The 14,800-nt window shown below is 70.4% G+C and carries 12 protein-coding genes and 1 pseudogene; 3 read left to right on the plus strand and 10 right to left on the minus strand.

The features are described from left to right. Nucleotides 1-30: 30 nt before the first annotated feature. From ACFQ8C_RS33670 to ACFQ8C_RS33680, 3 genes are read right to left on the minus strand one after another with little or no spacing between them, the layout of a single operon-like run. Nucleotides 31-945 (minus strand): ADP-ribosylglycohydrolase family protein, encoded by a 915-nt coding sequence (locus ACFQ8C_RS33670; protein ID WP_383465217.1) that lies wholly within the window; start codon nt 943-945, stop codon nt 31-33. Between the two features lie 12 nt (nt 946-957). Next, nucleotides 958-1,617, minus strand: a complete 660-nt coding sequence (locus ACFQ8C_RS33675; protein WP_383465219.1) for a histidine phosphatase family protein — start codon at nt 1,615-1,617, stop codon at nt 958-960. A gap of 33 nt (nt 1,618-1,650) precedes the next feature. After that, the gene (locus tag ACFQ8C_RS33680; protein WP_383465221.1) at nt 1,651-3,261 is read right to left on the minus strand and encodes an ABC-F family ATP-binding cassette domain-containing protein; all 1,611 of its coding nucleotides are present in this window, start codon (nt 3,259-3,261) and stop codon (nt 1,651-1,653) included. A 91-nt stretch (nt 3,262-3,352) separates the two neighbouring features. On the opposite strand from ACFQ8C_RS33680, the gene ACFQ8C_RS33685 reads away from it, so the two are divergent. After that, a complete protein-coding gene (locus ACFQ8C_RS33685; protein WP_383465223.1) occupies nt 3,353-4,048 on the plus strand; it encodes a TetR/AcrR family transcriptional regulator C-terminal ligand-binding domain-containing protein in 696 nt (231 codons plus the stop codon). Nucleotides 4,049-4,052: 4 nt separating this feature from the next. On the opposite strand, the gene ACFQ8C_RS33690 is transcribed toward ACFQ8C_RS33685, so the two are convergent. Continuing rightward, nucleotides 4,053-4,658 (minus strand): YdbC family protein, encoded by a 606-nt coding sequence (locus tag ACFQ8C_RS33690; RefSeq protein ID WP_360608373.1) that lies wholly within the window; start codon nt 4,656-4,658, stop codon nt 4,053-4,055. Nucleotides 4,659-4,899: 241 nt separating this feature from the next. Here ACFQ8C_RS33690 and ACFQ8C_RS33695 point away from each other — a divergent pair, with 241 nt between their 5' ends. Beyond that, nucleotides 4,900-5,430: a TerD family protein gene (locus tag ACFQ8C_RS33695; protein WP_383465226.1), complete on the plus strand. Its 531-nt coding sequence runs from the start codon at nt 4,900-4,902 to the stop codon at nt 5,428-5,430. Between the two features lie 119 nt (nt 5,431-5,549). Here the strand turns inward: ACFQ8C_RS33695 and ACFQ8C_RS33700 are convergent, their stop codons facing one another. The 6 genes and pseudogenes from ACFQ8C_RS33700 to nrdR all read right to left on the minus strand — a co-directional run bounded on the left by ACFQ8C_RS33700 (nt 5,550) and on the right by nrdR (nt 13,471). After that, nucleotides 5,550-7,874, minus strand: coding sequence for an XRE family transcriptional regulator (locus ACFQ8C_RS33700; protein ID WP_383465228.1), 2,325 nt, complete (start codon nt 7,872-7,874; stop codon nt 5,550-5,552). Continuing rightward, entirely contained in the window at nt 7,871-8,197 is a 327-nt protein-coding gene (locus tag ACFQ8C_RS33705) for a helix-turn-helix domain-containing protein (RefSeq protein WP_383465230.1), read from the minus strand. Before ACFQ8C_RS33705 ends, ACFQ8C_RS33700 begins: the two co-directional genes overlap by 4 nt. Next, nucleotides 8,194-9,321, minus strand: a pseudogene (locus ACFQ8C_RS33710) (tyrosine-type recombinase/integrase). Before ACFQ8C_RS33710 ends, ACFQ8C_RS33705 begins: the two are co-directional and overlap by 4 nt. A 99-nt stretch (nt 9,322-9,420) precedes the next feature. Further along, on the minus strand, nt 9,421-9,561 hold the full coding sequence (locus tag ACFQ8C_RS33715; protein WP_192806929.1) for a hypothetical protein: 141 nt from the start codon (nt 9,559-9,561) through the stop codon (nt 9,421-9,423). Nucleotides 9,562-9,887: 326 nt separating this feature from the next. Further along, the gene (locus ACFQ8C_RS33720) at nt 9,888-12,791 is read right to left on the minus strand and encodes a vitamin B12-dependent ribonucleotide reductase (RefSeq protein ID WP_383465232.1); all 2,904 of its coding nucleotides are present in this window, start codon (nt 12,789-12,791) and stop codon (nt 9,888-9,890) included. 173 nt (nt 12,792-12,964) lie between these two features. Then, entirely contained in the window at nt 12,965-13,471 is a 507-nt protein-coding gene (nrdR, locus tag ACFQ8C_RS33725) for a transcriptional regulator NrdR (protein WP_383465234.1), read from the minus strand. A gap of 436 nt (nt 13,472-13,907) precedes the next feature. On the opposite strand from nrdR, the gene lexA reads away from it, so the two are divergent. Next, nucleotides 13,908-14,696, plus strand: coding sequence for a transcriptional repressor LexA (gene lexA, locus ACFQ8C_RS33730; RefSeq protein WP_383465236.1), 789 nt, complete (start codon nt 13,908-13,910; stop codon nt 14,694-14,696). Nucleotides 14,697-14,800 lie beyond the last annotated feature (104 nt).

Here is a 14,800-nt window from a genome sequence, read left to right on the forward strand (position 1 = left end):
GACCCGGCGGGGTCCGGGCATCCGCGGCGTTCAGCTCCGGGCCGTGCCCTGTGGGAGCCAGGCCGGAAGGGCCTCGGTCCGCTCCAGCCAGTCGGCCGGCGGAGCACCCCCGGCGGCGGAGGCCACCACGCCGCCGGCGATGGCGCAGGTCGTGTCGACGTCCCCGCCGACCTGGGCAGTCGTCCAGAACGTCGTCTCGAAGTCCCCCAGGGCGCGGGCCGCCGACCAGAGGGCGAACGGGACCGTGTCGTGGGCGCTGGTCCGCCGGCCGCTGCCGAGGACGGCGGCGACGGTTCCGGCGTCGCCGTAGTCCAGCATGTCGCGGGCCCGGCGCAGTCCCGCGCCGACCGCGCTGCGCGGGACCAGTGCGACGACCCCGTCGAGCAGTGCCTCGGGCGTCGGGGGCCCGGCCGGATCGGCCACGAGGGCGGCGGCCGCGGCGACGGCCATGGCACCGACCACCGCCTCGCGGTGCTGATGGGTGGGGTAGGCGGAGATCTCCGCCTGATGGGTGGCCTGTTCGGGATCGTCGGCGTACCAGGCGCCGAGCGGGGCGATGCGCATGGCGGCGCCGTTGCCCCAGGATCCCTGTCCCTTGAAGAGGGCCGCGGCCAGCTCGCGCCAGTCGCCGCCTTCCCGGATCAGCCGGAGCATCCGGTTGACGGCGGGGCCGTACCCCCGGTCGAAGTCGTGGTGGTCGGCGAAGGAAGCGGCCAGGGCGTCCTGGTCGATGCGGTCGTGTCGGGCGAGGACGGCCAGGACGGAGCAGGCCATCTCCGTGTCGTCGGTCCACTGCCAGGGGCCCGGCGGGAGCTCTCGCCGCTTCAGCAGGGGATAGTGCGCGGGGACGAAGAACTGGGAGCCCAGGGCGTCCCCCACGGCCAGTCCGCGCAGACTGGCGAGGGCGCGGTCGAAGCGCCGGTCGAATGAGGAGTCAGCGGTCATCGGTGCGCCACTCTATCCGGTGGGACCGTACGGTTCCGGGGTACACCAGCGTTCGAACGGGCGGTCCAGCCGGTATCGCCCGTCTTCCCCGAGCAACAGGACCCGGGTATCCGCGTTGCCCGGATTCGACAGTGATTCGAATTCCGCCACGCTCCAGTGGAACCATCTCATGCAGAAGAGGCGCATGGTCAGCCCATGGGTGACCAGCAGGACGTTCGGCGGGTGATCGGGAGCCTCGAAGCTGCGGTAGAGACTCTCCAGGAACGCGCCGACACGGTCGTACACGTCGGCCCCCGACTCCCCCTGCGCGAAGCGGTAGAAGAAGTGGCCGTACGCGTCCCGGTAGACCTTCTGGAGGCGAACGTCCTCCCGGTCCTGCCAGTTGCCCCAGTCCTGCTCCCGCAGCCGCGGCTCCTCCCGGACCCTGACCTGCCCCGGCGGCAGCCGGAAGGCCTGCAAGGTCTCGTGGGTGCGGCGGTACGGCGAGACGTACACGCTGACCGCCTCGTCGCCGAAGAGCTCCCGCAGCCTCTCCCCCGTCGCCTCCGCCTGCCGGCGGCCGGTCCCGGTGAGGCCGAGGGCGTGGTCGGGTTCCCGTTCGTAGACGGTGTCGTCGACATTGCCTTCGGACTCTCCGTGCCGTACGAGAACGATGCGCCGCGGTCGTGCCATGATCCGACCCTAGAGGGAACCGCCCCGTTCGGCTCAATCGAGAAGGCGGCCCGAGTCCATCCGGCGTATCCGCCCGGTGAACCTGCGCCGCAGTTCGCGGTCGTGCGAGACCACCACGACGGCGCCCGGCCATTCCTCCAGGGCCTGCTCCAGCTCCTCGACGAGGCCCAGGGCGAGGTGGTTCGCGGGCTCGTCCAGGAGCAGCAGGTCCACGGGCCGGGCGAGCAGCCGGGCGAGCGCGAGCCTGCGCAGCTGTCCCGCCGAGAGGCCTCCCACCGGCACGGCGAGATCGTCCGGCCGGAACAGCCCGTACGACAGGAGCCGCTCGGTCAGGCCCTCCTCGTCGAGCCCGAGTCCCAGTCCGTGACCGAAGGCGGTGAGCAGCGGCTCGGCCGGCCGCCGGACGGTGACCTCTTGGGCGAGGAAGCCGATCCCGCCCCTGCGGCGCACCGCTCCCCGGTCGGGGGCGAGGTCACCGGCCATGACGCGCAGCAGGGTGGACTTGCCGGCGCCGTTGCCCCCGTGGACGAGGAGGCGCTCGCCGGCCCGGAGGGTGAGGGAGTCGACCGCGAGCCGGTCCCCGACCCGGACCCCGTCCAGGGCGAGCAGTTCGCCCTGGACCGCGCCCGCCTCCGGGCGGGCCGTGAAGGCGAGGGGCGGGGCCGGTTCGGACACCGGTTCCTCCCTGAGCCGCCGTAGCCGCTCCCGGGCGTTGCGGACGCGTCCGGAGACGGAGGCCTGGACGCGCCCGCCGGCCCGGTCGTAGGCCATCTTGTTGTTGTCCTTCATGCCCCGGCCCGCGGCGACGGCATGGGCGGTGCCCTCCGCGTACGCCTCCAGGCGCTCGGTCTCGGCGAACCATTCCTCGTACTCCTGCCGCCGGCGCCGGCGGGTGGCCTCGCGAGCGGCGCGGAACCCCGCGTACCCCTCGCCGTGGCGGACGAGGCTCCGCAGGTCGGTGTCGACCTCGACGAGGGCGGTGGCGACGCGCTCGAGGAAGACACGGTCATGGGAGACGGCGACGACGGTTCCGCGATGGCCGCGGAGGGACTCCTCCAACCAGTCGAGCGCCGCCGCGTCGAGGTGGTTGGTGGGTTCGTCGAGCAGGAGGACCTCGGGCGCGGAGGCGACGGCGATGCCGAGCCGGGCCTGCTCTCCTCCGGAGAGGCTGCCCAGCTCGCGGTCCCGGGCGATGTGGGCGATTCCGAGGGCGTGCAGCGCCTTGTCGACGCGGGCGTCGGCCTCGTATCCGCCGCGCAGCTCGTAGGCGGTGAGCAGGTCTCCGTACTCGGCGAGGTCGTCGGCGACCGCGCGGTCCAGACGGGCTTCCAGGGCGCGCAGGCGCGTCTCCATGACGCGGAACTCGGCGAAGGCCGAGTCGACGGCGGCGGCCACCGTGTCCTCCGGCGGCAGCTCGGGGGTCTGGTGGACGAGCCGCAGGCCGCCGTCGGCCAGGGCGGTCACCCGGCCCTCGTCCGGCGCGTCGGCGCCGGCCAGCAGGCGGAGGAGGGTGGATTTGCCCGCGCCGTTCTCCCCCACGATCCCGATCCGCTCACCGGGGCGGACGGAGAGCGAGACGCGGTCGAGGAGTATCCGCTCTCCTCGGGAGACGGTCACGTCATGGAGCGAGATCTGTACGGGCATGGCACCTCCCGGGGCGAATGCAAATACAACTCTTGTCGCGTTAATGGCGAGTGTGGCACACTCGGGCTGACTAATGCAACGGGAGTAGCAATTGAACAACTCGACCGAGGACCCCGACTCCGCCACCCCCGCACCCACCCCTGGCAGCCGGCGCCCCGGCGGACGCACCGCCCGCACCCGGGCCGCCGTCCGCGACGCCGTCCTGACCGGGCTGGCCGAGCACGGCTACCCCTCGCTGACGGTGGAGTACCTGGCAGAACACTCGGGTGTGCACAAGACGACGCTCTACCGCCGTTGGGGCAGCGTGGAGGGCATGGTGGCCGACGCCCTCGACCTCGCCGGGGAGGACGAATGGACGCCGCCCGACACGGGCAGCCTCGCCGGTGACCTGCGCGCCCTCGCCCGAGAGGTCGTCGAGGGCTTCCGCGACCCGGCCGACGCCGCCGCGCCGACCGCCTTCGTCGGCGCCGCGTTCCAGTCAGCGCGCGCCGCCGACGCCCTGCGCTCTTTCTACGGCGAGAGGTTCAGCCGCTGCGAGGCGGTCGTGGCCCGGGCCGTCGACCGGGGCGAGGCTCCCCTCGGCACCGACGCCGGCGCCGTCGCCCGCGCGGTCTCCGCCCCGCTCTTCCTCCGCCTCTTCGTCACCCGCGAGCCCGTCGACGAGCGGCTGGCGGACCAGGCCGCGGACGCGACTCTGGCGGCCGTGACCGCAGGAGTCTTCACCGAACCGACCGGGAGGTCGAGGACCGCCGGAAACCTCCCGGCGCCCACACCCCGCGAGGGCTGAACGCTCAGACGGTCCAGGTGGGTTCGAGCCGCACCACGTCACCCGAGAGCGCGGCCACGTCGGCCTCGGTCTGCGCCCGCAGCCCGAGGCGCTCCACCCGCTCCTCGCGGTACTTGCCGTGCTCGGCAGCGGAGTTCCACAGGGAGAGCACCAGGAACTCGTGGCCGGGCGACTCGCCGAAAAGCCCCCGCAGCATGCCCGGCGACCCGGCCATCGCCGGGTTCCACACCTTCTCCTGCATCAGGGCGAAGTGCTCCACGCGCTCCTCGTGGACACGACAGTGGGCCACCCGCGCCACGTCCGCGTCGGCGAACTTCGGCTCGAATCCGGTCTTCACGTCGAAGCGGTGATCGAAGAGCCTGACCTGGGCGTCCTTGTACGTCCCCGACTGCGCGGCGGCCAACCGGTCGTGCGAGCGGGCCATGAAGGAGTCGTAGAAGGCCCGGCTCTCCCAGAAGGAGAAGACGTGCGCGATCTCGGGACGGGCCCGGCTCCAACCGCCGCCCTGCCCCCGGAAACCCGGCTCCCCGAGCAGCCCCGCCCACTTCCGCTGTCCCCGCTCGAACCCTCGACGGTCCACGACGGCGCAGCGAATCCACTTGACCAGCACCGCGCCATCGTACGGGTCCGGGGAGCGCCCCGGCAGGCCGTCGCCACGGATGAGCGAACGGGCGTGAGCCCCCGTCAACCCCAGTCCCTTTCACGCCAGTCGGACGTCGACTTCCGGTACGTCCCCGCCGCCGAACCGGGCTCACGGGCCTCACCGGACCCGGCTGTCGTACGTGCGTGACACCATGAAGAAGGGCCCGAGATGACGGGCCCAGCAGGGAATCGGGGAAAGGGGAAGCAGCGTGAGCGGACTCAACAAGGGCGTCGGCAAGGTCGAGGTGGCGCTCAAGTGGGATCCGGCGCCGGCGGGCGCGCCCGCGCACGACCTGGACCTCGTCGCCGCCGTCTTCACCGCCGACGACCCCCACGGAACGCCCGCGCAGCTGGTCCACTTCGGCAGCCGCTCCGCCGACGGGACGATCACCCTCCACCGCGACAGCCGTACGGGACAGGGCTTCGGCTACGACGAGGCGATGACCCTGGAGCTCGACCGGCTCGCGCCGCGCTACGTCCGCGTGGTGGTCGGCGTCGCGATACAGCAGGGTGGGGGCCGGATCGTCTTCGGCTCCATAGCCCAGACCGCCGTCCGGGTCAGCGAGGGCCACACGGAGCTGCTGGAGGACGATCTCGCGGCGGCCGCCGGCGCGACCGCGGCGACCGTCGTCGAATTCACCCGGGACGCCGCGGCCGGCTGGATCTTCCGCCCGCTGCCCCAGGGGTTCGACGCCGACCCGCAGACCTTCGGCTCCCTCATGGGCTCCGCGCGCGCCTGACGCCTCTCCCCGGCCCGCCCGGACACGCCGAAGGGCGGTGGCACCGGCATCCGGTCCCACCGCCCGCCCGCCGGGATCACTCCCGGCGGGTCATCGCCTCAGGTACTGACGCAGACCACTTATTTCTGCGGCGCCGTATTCCTCTCCAGTTGAAGGTCCGCCGCGCGGGCGGCGAGGTAGTCGGCCCAGGAGGTCTTGGCGAATCCTGCCCAGCGGACTGCGGTGTTGGGGTGGAGGCCGAGGATGCTCGCGAGGACCGGTGCAGGCAGGTCGCCGGAGAGCGCGACCAGGGCCGCGTTTCGGGCCGGCCTGGTGTCGATGCCGTGCGCCAGGAGTTTCGAGCTGAGGCCGGTCTGCGAGGTGGGGCGGCCGGGGACGAGGCCGGGGAAGAGCCATGGTTCGCCGCGGTTGGTGCGGGTGAGGGCGGCCCGTGTGTGGGGTGCTTCGGCCAGCTGGTGAAGGAGTCTGGCGAGCCGGGGCGGCAGCAGGATCGGGTGCCGGTCGAGGGTGAGGTAGCTGTTGCCGTCGCGGCGGGTGAGCTGGGTCGCGGTGAGGTGCCGGATGTGGGACGCGTGCAGGCCGAACAGAAGGATCAGTGCGCCGGCGGCCCGGGTGTCCGGAGCCATGGTGGAGTCGGTCAGGCACTGTTTCAGCAGGTGCCAGCGATCGTCTTCGTCCATCAGCCGGCTGGGCTGCTGACGCGGAATGGAGGGGACCGTGAGTTTGCTGGTGAGGCCGCGGTCGGTGGTCCAGGACAGGAAGTAGCGGACCGCGTAGGTGCGGGTGTTGCCCGCGTCCAGCCAGCGGTCGAGGCTGTCTTGCCGAAGTCCGCCCAGGTCGAGGCCATGCTCGTCCAGCCAGGCGAGGAACTCCAGAGTCACCAGGACGCGGGTGCGGAGGAACGAGCCCGGCTCCGCCGGGCGCCGGCGCTGGGCGGCGCGTCGTCGGGCTCGTCGCAGAAGGTGCCAGTGGGCGTAGGGGCGGACCAGCTGGATATGGCCGGCGGGGCGGTCGGCCAGGACCGTGTCCAGCCAGGCGGGGATGCGGTCGAGTTCCTCATCTCGCTCTGGGAGGGCGCCGAGGTGCACGAGGATGTGGCGGACGTAGTGCAGGTGCCGACTGGGTGGGAGCTGATCAAGCCGCTGGTGGGTGATCGGTTCGCCGGAGGTGGCCAGGCTGGCGAAGAGGGCGGCGTTCGGGCTGTGCTTGAGCCAGTGCAGGATGCCGCGGGGACGCTCGGCCAGGGCGAGCGTGTCCCGCAGCGGCTGTAGCTGTTCTGGTATGTGCCCGGCGGGGCCAGCCAGCAGCTGCTGGAGACGGGCGATGAGCACGCAGCGGGCGCATTGGGCGTCGGCGTAGGTTCGGCCGCCGAGCCCGCAGGTGCGGCAGGTGTAGTCGAAGTGGCTGCCCGAGCAGGCTCCGCAGATCCCGGTGCCGTCCTCGGTGACGCCGATCAGCGGTTGGTGGCGGCCGCAGCCGGTGCAGGTCGCTGGCGCGTCGAGCACGACGGTGTAGCAGGTCGAGCAGACCGGGCCGATCGGCCAGCGGGTGTGGACTCGGCGGGTCCGCCCGCATCGGCAGCACTCCTGGGTCAGCCCCGGGCGGCAGCTCCGGCAGGCCCAGGCGCCGTCCGTCCCGCGGCGGCAGGGGCGGGCTTGCCCGCAGATGGAGCATGTCTTGGCTGGCCCGCTGTGGCAGTCCTCGCAGATGTCCGGCCGTGAGCCGGTGGCCCGGCGGGCGATGCGTCGGACTTGTCCGCAGCGGCCGCATTCCCGGACCGGCCTCTGCTGTCGGTGGTGGCAGGACGCGCAGAGCGGCCCGTCCGGGCCGTTCGACTTGGCCGGTCCAACGGTGCCGCAGCTCACGCAGGTGTGCTGGGGGCCGACCCAGCAGGACACGCAGAACGGGGAGTTGTCCGGTCGGCGGGTGACCGGCATGCGGGGTTGGCCGCAGCCGGCGCATTCCTCGACGACCTCCGCGTCGACGCGGTAGCAGGAGTAGCAGATGAGGCCCTCGGCCCGGCGGGCGGCGAGCCGGGTGTCGGTGCGACCGCACCGGTCGCAGGTGCCTTTGCTGCTGCGGGCCGAGCAGTTGATGCAGCGGCGTCCATGGGGGCCGAGCCGTGGGAGGTCCAGGTTGGATCTTCCGCAGTCGGTGCAGGCGGGTCGGACCACGGCCGTGTGTCCTGCAGTGTGCAGGATCTTGGCGAGGCGGACGACGACAGGCGGGCAGTGGGCTTCGCCTGAGGTCAGGGCCTTGGGGTGGTCGGCGAGGTGCTGGTCGAGGTCGCGGAGCGGGATGCCCTGGGCGGCGTGTGCCTCGGCGACGGCTTGGCCTGCCTCCGCCCGATTCAGGTCGGGCAGCGAGGCGGTTAGCGCGGTGATCACGCGGTCCAGGGCGGCCTGTCGCTGTTCGGCTCGCTGGCGGTCGCGGGCCTTGGTCATAGTCCCTCGGGGCGGCGGATCGTGGTCCGGCGGGCGGCTGGCAGCGGCCGGAGGGGTGCTTCGTCTGCGGTCTTGCGGATCTCCTCGTTGACGACCCGGACTTCGATGAGGTCGCCGGGCTGGCAGCCGAGGATGTCGCAGAGCGCCGCGAGGGTGTCCATCGACAGCCGCTGCGGGGGCTGGGTGACCAGGCGGAACACCTGTTCCCGGGACAAGGTGATGCCCCGCTCGGCGAGCGGGCCGACCAGGTCGGTGGTCTGGAACATCTGCCGGGTGGCCATGATCCGCCTCAGGTGCCACTGGTAGCCCATCTTCTTGATCACGTCTCGTCGTCCTCCCAGAGCTCGGCGTGCCGTTCCTTCAACATCCGCTGGAGCAGCCGGTTGCGGTACTCGTCCGAGACGCCGGTGTAGATCGCGGTGGTGCTGGCGTAGGCATGGCCGACCTGGTCCTGGACGAACCGCTCGGGGTAGCCGAACTCGACGAGGTGCGTGACGTAGCTGTGGCGGAGCCCGTGCAAGTCGAGTTCTTCGGGCAGGTCCGCCGCCTTGCGGGCGGTCTCGAAGGCTTCGTCCAGGCGGCGGGCGGACATCCGGCCGCGGCGTTCGGTGATCCAGAGCGCGGGGTGCTTTCCCGGGGTGAAGGCCGGTCGGACCTCTTCCAGGTACTGGTCGAGGAGGTCAACGCTCCAGTCCAGTTCAGGAACGGTCAAGACGGTGCGTCGCTTGGGCGGACCACCCTTGGACGCCTTCCCATAGCGGACGAACAGGCCGCCGAACCGGCCGTACTGCGGCATCTTCGGATTCCGCCGCAGATCTGCCAGGTCGAGACCACACGCTTCCTGGCGGCGGAGTCCGTAGGCGTAGACGGTCTTGAGGAGGATCGCGTCCCGAAGGGCAGCGAGGGACCCCTTGCGGCGCCGGGCCCGGATCTCATCGACCCGTGCGTCCGCCGCGTCGAACAGGGCTTGGACCTCGTCGTAGGTCAGGGGGCGTCGGCTCGCGTCGCCCTCGTACTCGCTGCTGTGGGTGACCGTGTTCCACTCGTGCAGGATCTACGCGGGTGCCTGACCGAACCGCTCCAGGCAGCGCAGAGGCCATCCGTAGCGGGCATCAGTGACGTACTCGCAGAACATCCGCAGGGCGTTCTGGTAGTTCCGCCCCGTGGAGACGGCGAACTTCTTCCGCCGCGACCTCAGGTGGTCGATAAACGCCTCGACCTCGGCGGGCTCCCACTGCCAGGGGTACTGATTGGTGAACTCGGCGAACCTCCGCACCACCGACAGCCGCGGCTTGATCGTCCCGTCCTCGTCCAGGAAACGGGTTCTCTGCTGTCGGGCCCAGCCGTCCAGCATCGCCTCGAAGACCGTCGGCTCCGGTTCCAGATGCACGACCCCGTCGGCCAGCACCAAGTGCGCGGCCCCCGGCAGATCCACCCCTCGACTCACGATGCATCTAACGCAACATCGTTGAATCGGTTACGCCGAAGTCCGTGACCAGCGAGAACGGGCCGGCCGCCCCGGGTGTAGGCCCGGGGCGGCTGGGTGTCACTTCTTCTTCTTGCCGGACTTCGTCTGCGACAGGGCACTGCCTGCCACGGACTTCTGCGCCGGGGTCGACTTCGGGTTCTTCAGCTGCTTGCTGGCCGTGGAAGCGACCTTCTTGCTGGTCTCACGCTTGTTCGCCATATTCATCACTCCTTTCCTGGTTGCTTTTGCATCGCAGACCAGGACGTGATGTCATGCAGGTCACTACACCGCGCAGGACACAACGTTCCTGACTGCAACGACCGCCCGGCCTCCTACAAGGCTGGGCGTTCGTCATTCCAGGGGCTCACACCCCCAGAACGATCTCGTTTCGCGCCTTCGGCGCGACGCGTACTCCGAACGCAGTCGTGGTGTACCAACTGCGAAAGGGAGGGGCGTCAGCCCAGGGCTGACGCCCCTCCCTCACAGAGATCACGCTTCCGGTTCAGCTACGTCGGATGTTGCATCCGACGCAATTCCGCCCGGTATCAGCTGCAGCCGCTGGTCGAGCCGCAGCCCTCGCAGATGTAGCAGGAGCCGGCGCGCTGCATCTTCGTACCGCAGGAGAAGCAGAGCGGGGCGTCGGCGCTGATGCCGAGCTGCATCTCGACGAGCTCCGCCGAGGTGTGCGCCTGCTTCGGGGCCGGGACCTCGGCCTTGGCCACGGGGGCGACCGGGGCCGCGACGGCCTTCAGCTCCGTGGTGACCGGCGCGGACTGGGCCAGCCCCTCGACGTCGACGTCGACGTCGTCGGCCTGCTCGTAGGAGCCGGTCTCCAGGTGGCGCTGACGCTCCTCGGCGGAGTGGATGCCGAGGGCCGAGCGGGTCTCGAAGGGCAGGAAGTCCAGCGCCAGGCGGCGGAAGATGTAGTCGACGATCGACTGCGCCATCCGCACGTCCGGGTCGTCCGTCATGCCGGCCGGCTCGAAGCGCATGTTGGTGAACTTCGAGACGTACGTCTCCAGCGGGACGCCGTACTGCAGACCGACGGAGACGGCGATGGAGAAGGCGTCCATCATGCCCGCGAGGGTCGAGCCCTGCTTCGACATCTTCAGGAAGACCTCGCCGAGACCGTCGTCCGGGTAGGAGTTGGCGGTCATGTAACCCTCGGCGCCGCCGACGGTGAAGGAGGTGGTGATCCCCGGGCGGCCCTTCGGGAGGCGCTTGCGGACCGGGCGGTACTCGACGACCTTCTCGACGGCCTCGCGGATCGTCGCCTCGGTCTTCGCGGTCACCTCGACCTTCTCGTCCTCCTTCTTCTTGGCGGAGAGCGGCTGGCCGACCTTGCAGTTGTCGCGGTAGATGGCGAGCGCCTTGACGCCCATCTTCCACGCCTCGAAGTAGACCTCCTCGACGTCCTCGACCGTGGCCGTCTCCGGCAGGTTCACGGTCTTGGAGAGGGCGCCGGAGATCCACGGCTGGATGGCGGCCATCATGCGGACGTGGCCCATCGCGGAGATGGAGCGCTCGCCCATGGCGCAGTCGAAGACCTCGTAGTGCTCGGTCTTCAGGCCGGGGGCGTCGATCACGTTGCCGTGCTCGGCGATGTGGGCGACGATCGCCTCGATCTGCTCCTCCTGGTAACCCAGGCGGCGCAGGGCCTGCGGGACGGTGCCGTTGACGATCTGCATGGAGCCGCCGCCGACGAGCTTCTTGAACTTGACCAGGGCGAGGTCGGGCTCGAGACCGGTGGTGTCGCAGGACATCGCGAGACCGATGGTGCCGGTCGGGGCGATGACCGACGCCTGCGCGTTGCGGAAGCCGTTCTTGGCGCCGAGACGGATCACGTCCTGCCAGGCCTCCGTGGCGGCGGCCCAGATAGGCGAGTCCAGGTCGTCGACGCGGACGGCCTTCTCGTTGGCGTCGGCGTGCTGCTTCATGACGCGCTGGTGCGGCTCGGCGTTGCGGGCGTAGCCGTCGTAGGCGCCGACGACCGCGGCGAGCTCGGCGGAACGCTTGTACGAGGTACCGGTCATCAGGGAGCTGATGGCGCCGGCGAGCGCGCGGCCGCCGTCGGAGTCGTACGCGTGACCGGTCGCCATCAGCAGGGCGCCGAGGTTGGCGTAGCCGATGCCGAGCTGGCGGAAGGCGCGGGTGTTCTCGCCGATCTTCTGGGTCGGGAAGTCGGCGAAGCAGATGGAGATGTCCATCGCGGTGATGACGAGCTCGACGACCTTGGCGAAGCGCTCGACGTCGAAGGACTGGTTGCCCTTGCCGTCGTCCTTGAGGAACTTCATGAGGTTCAGCGAGGCGAGGTTGCAGGACGTGTTGTCCAGGTGCATGTACTCGCTGCACGGGTTCGAGCCGTTGATGCGGCCGGACTCGGGGCAGGTGTGCCAGCGGTTGATCGTGTCGTCGTACTGGATGCCCGGGTCGGCACAGGCCCACGCCGCCTCGGCCATCTTGCGGAAGAGCGCCTTGGCGTCGACCTCCTCGATGACCTCGCCGGTCATGCGGGCACGCAGGCCGAACTTCTCACCGGACTCCACGGCCTTCATGAACTCGTCGTTCACGCGGACGGAGTTGTTGGCGTTCTGGTACTGGACGGACGTGATGTCGTCGCCGCCCAGGTCCATGTCGAAGCCCGCGTCACGGAGGGCGCGGATCTTCTCCTCCTCCTTGACCTTGGTCTCGATGAAGTTCTCGATGTCCGGGTGGTCGACGTCGAGGATGACCATCTTGGCGGCGCGACGGGTGGCGCCACCGGACTTGATCGTTCCCGCGGAGGCGTCGGCACCGCGCATGAAGGAGACCGGGCCGGAGGCGTTGCCGCCGGAGGAGAGCAGCTCCTTGGAGGAGCGGATGCGGGAGAGGTTCAGGCCGGCGCCGGAGCCGCCCTTGAAGATCATGCCCTCTTCCTTGTACCAGTCGAGGATCGACTCCATGGAGTCGTCGACGGAGAGGATGAAGCAGGCGGAGACCTGCTGGGGCTGGGGCGTGCCGACGTTGAACCAGACCGGCGAGTTGAAGCTGAAGATCTGGTGCAGGAGGGCGTAGGTGAGCTCGTGCTCGAAGATCTCCGTGTCGGCGGGCGAGGCGAAGTAGCCGTAGTCCTCGCCGGCCTTCGTGTAGGTCTTCACGATGCGGTCGATGAGCTGCCTCAGACCGGTCTCGCGCTGCGGGGTGCCGACGGCCCCGCGGAAGTACTTGCTGGTGACGATGTTGACCGCGTTCACCGACCAGAAGTCGGGGAACTCGACGCCGCGCTGCTCGAAGTTGATCGAGCCGTCGCGCCAGTTGGTCATGACGACGTCACGGCGCTCCCAGTTCACCTCGTCGTACGGATGCACGCCGGGGGTGGTGTGGATGCGCTCGATCCGCAGGCCCTTGCTCGCCGCCTTGGTTCCCTTGGTGCGGGAACCACGTGCCGGGCCGCTCGCCGTCTCTGTCATGCCGCCTCCCATATACGGGCAAAACACCCTTTGGCGCCCAGATAATCCCAGAGCACCGTCTTCTGTACTGCGTTCTGTACTGCTTGACCCACGGGTGCCTCACGGGTCACCCGGGGCAGGTCTTCACGGCCGCATCGCGGCCGGTACCGGGCCCGCGAGGGCCCGGGCCGCCGTCAGTCGGCGGCACCGGCGGGAACGGGCACCTCGGAGGTGCCGGTTCCGCCGTTCTCGGCAGGAGGCCGCACGCGGAGTTCCGCGATGGCGGCCTCGAAGTCCTCGAGTCCCTCGAAAGCCTTGTACACGGACGCGAAGCGCAGGTACGCGACGAGATCGAGCTCCTGCAGCGGTCCGAGGATGGCCAGGCCCACGTCGTGGGTGGTCAGCTCGGCACTGCCGGTGGCACGCACCGCCTCCTCGACCCGCTGGCCGAGCTTGGCCAGGGCGTCCTCGGTGACCGGCCGCCCCTGACACGCCTTGCGGACGCCGGAGATGACCTTGGTGCGACTGAAGGGCTCGGTGACGCCGGAGCGCTTGACCACCATGAGCGAACAGGTCTCCACCGTGGTGAAACGGCGGGCGCAGTCGGTGCACTGGCGGCGGCGTCGGATCGACGTGCCGTCATCAGTGGTGCGACTGTCGACGACCCGGCTGTCGGGGTGCCTGCAGAAGGGGCAGTGCATAGGTTCCGACCCTCTCCTCATGGCACGACTGAACAGCCTCGGCCGACCCGTCAAGGCCCTCGAAGCGACCACCAGCATAGGCGATGGACGGTGCCCCGGCAGACCGGGGACCACTATCCCTGGGTGGCCGATGACATCCAACCACTAGATCTTGGGTTGAGGGGGTTGTGACGCCCCCTGCGTGTCGCGGCACCCCGAAGCCGCGTCCGCGCTCCGCGAATGGGAGACTGGGAGGGCGCGCCGGGAGTCCGGAAACCCAGCCGCGAAGGCTACCGTAAGGACGGGACCGGCCCCCGAGGGCCCACTCCCATACACCTCCACCCGTGCCCACGTAAGGCAATCTGCGGATTTTCACTCGAACGTGTGTTTGGCGCAACCTTTCGAAAGCTACTACCGTTGTGCCAGCCAGGGAGACCATTCGAGAGGGGCCGACGACGTGACCACCACCGCAGACAGCGCCACCATCACCGCCCAGGACCGCTCCCAGGGCCGACTCGAGCCGGTGCACGCCATGAACGACACAGCCGTGAACGGCGAGGAGCCCGGGCGTCCCGCCCGAGCCCTCCCCGGCAGGCCTCCAGGCATCAGGGCCGACAGCTCCGGCCTCACCGATCGCCAGCGCCGGGTCATCGAAGTCATCCGCGACTCGGTCCAGCGGCGGGGCTACCCGCCGTCGATGCGCGAGATCGGCCAGGCGGTGGGCCTTTCCAGCACGTCGTCGGTGGCACACCAGCTGATGGCCCTGGAGCGCAAGGGCTTCCTCCGCCGCGACCCCCACCGCCCCCGGGCGTACGAGGTGCGCGGTTCGGACCAGCCCAGCACCCAGCCCACCGACACCACCGGCAAGCCCGCGGCCTCGTACGTGCCGCTGGTCGGCCGGATCGCGGCAGGCGGCCCGATCCTGGCCGAGGAGTCGGTCGAGGACGTGTTCCCCCTCCCCCGGCAGCTGGTCGGCGACGGCGAGCTCTTCGTCCTCAAGGTCGTCGGTGACTCCATGATCGAGGCCGCCATCTGTGACGGCGACTGGGTCACCGTCCGCCGCCAGCCCGTCGCGGAGAACGGCGACATCGTCGCCGCCATGCTCGACGGCGAGGCGACCGTGAAGCGCTTCAAGCGCGAGGACGGCCACGTCTGGCTGCTGCCGCACAATGCCGCGTACCAGCCCATCCCCGGCGACGAGGCGACGATCCTCGGCAAGGTCGTCGCGGTACTCCGGCGGGTCTGACCGCACCCGCCGGCTCAGACCGAGCCCCGGGACCCACTGCGCCGGTCCCGGGGCTCGCTGTACGTCCGTTCTCCTGGCTCACGCGTCCGGCCCCGGCTCACCGC

The organism is Streptomyces sp. NPDC056503 (assembly GCF_042794995.1).
Lineage (GTDB): Bacteria > Actinomycetota > Actinomycetes > Streptomycetales > Streptomycetaceae > Streptomyces.

Bases quoted from the DNA above. Each gene is read 5' to 3' on its own strand.
- ACFQ8C_RS33720 (WP_383465232.1), bottom strand. From the start codon at position 12,791: ATGACAGAGACGGCGAGCGGCCCGGCACGTGGTTCCCGCACCAAGGGA.
- ACFQ8C_RS33670 (WP_383465217.1), bottom strand. From the start codon at position 945: ATGACCGCTGACTCCTCATTCGACCGGCGCTTCGACCGCGCCCTCGCC.
- ACFQ8C_RS33675 (WP_383465219.1), bottom strand. From the start codon at position 1,617: ATGGCACGACCGCGGCGCATCGTTCTCGTACGGCACGGAGAGTCCGAA.
- ACFQ8C_RS33700 (WP_383465228.1), bottom strand. From the start codon at position 7,874: ATGACCAAGGCCCGCGACCGCCAGCGAGCCGAACAGCGACAGGCCGCC.
- ACFQ8C_RS33715 (WP_192806929.1), bottom strand. From the start codon at position 9,561: ATGGCGAACAAGCGTGAGACCAGCAAGAAGGTCGCTTCCACGGCCAGC.
- nrdR (WP_383465234.1), bottom strand. From the start codon at position 13,471: ATGCACTGCCCCTTCTGCAGGCACCCCGACAGCCGGGTCGTCGACAGT.
- ACFQ8C_RS33680 (WP_383465221.1), bottom strand. From the start codon at position 3,261: ATGCCCGTACAGATCTCGCTCCATGACGTGACCGTCTCCCGAGGAGAG.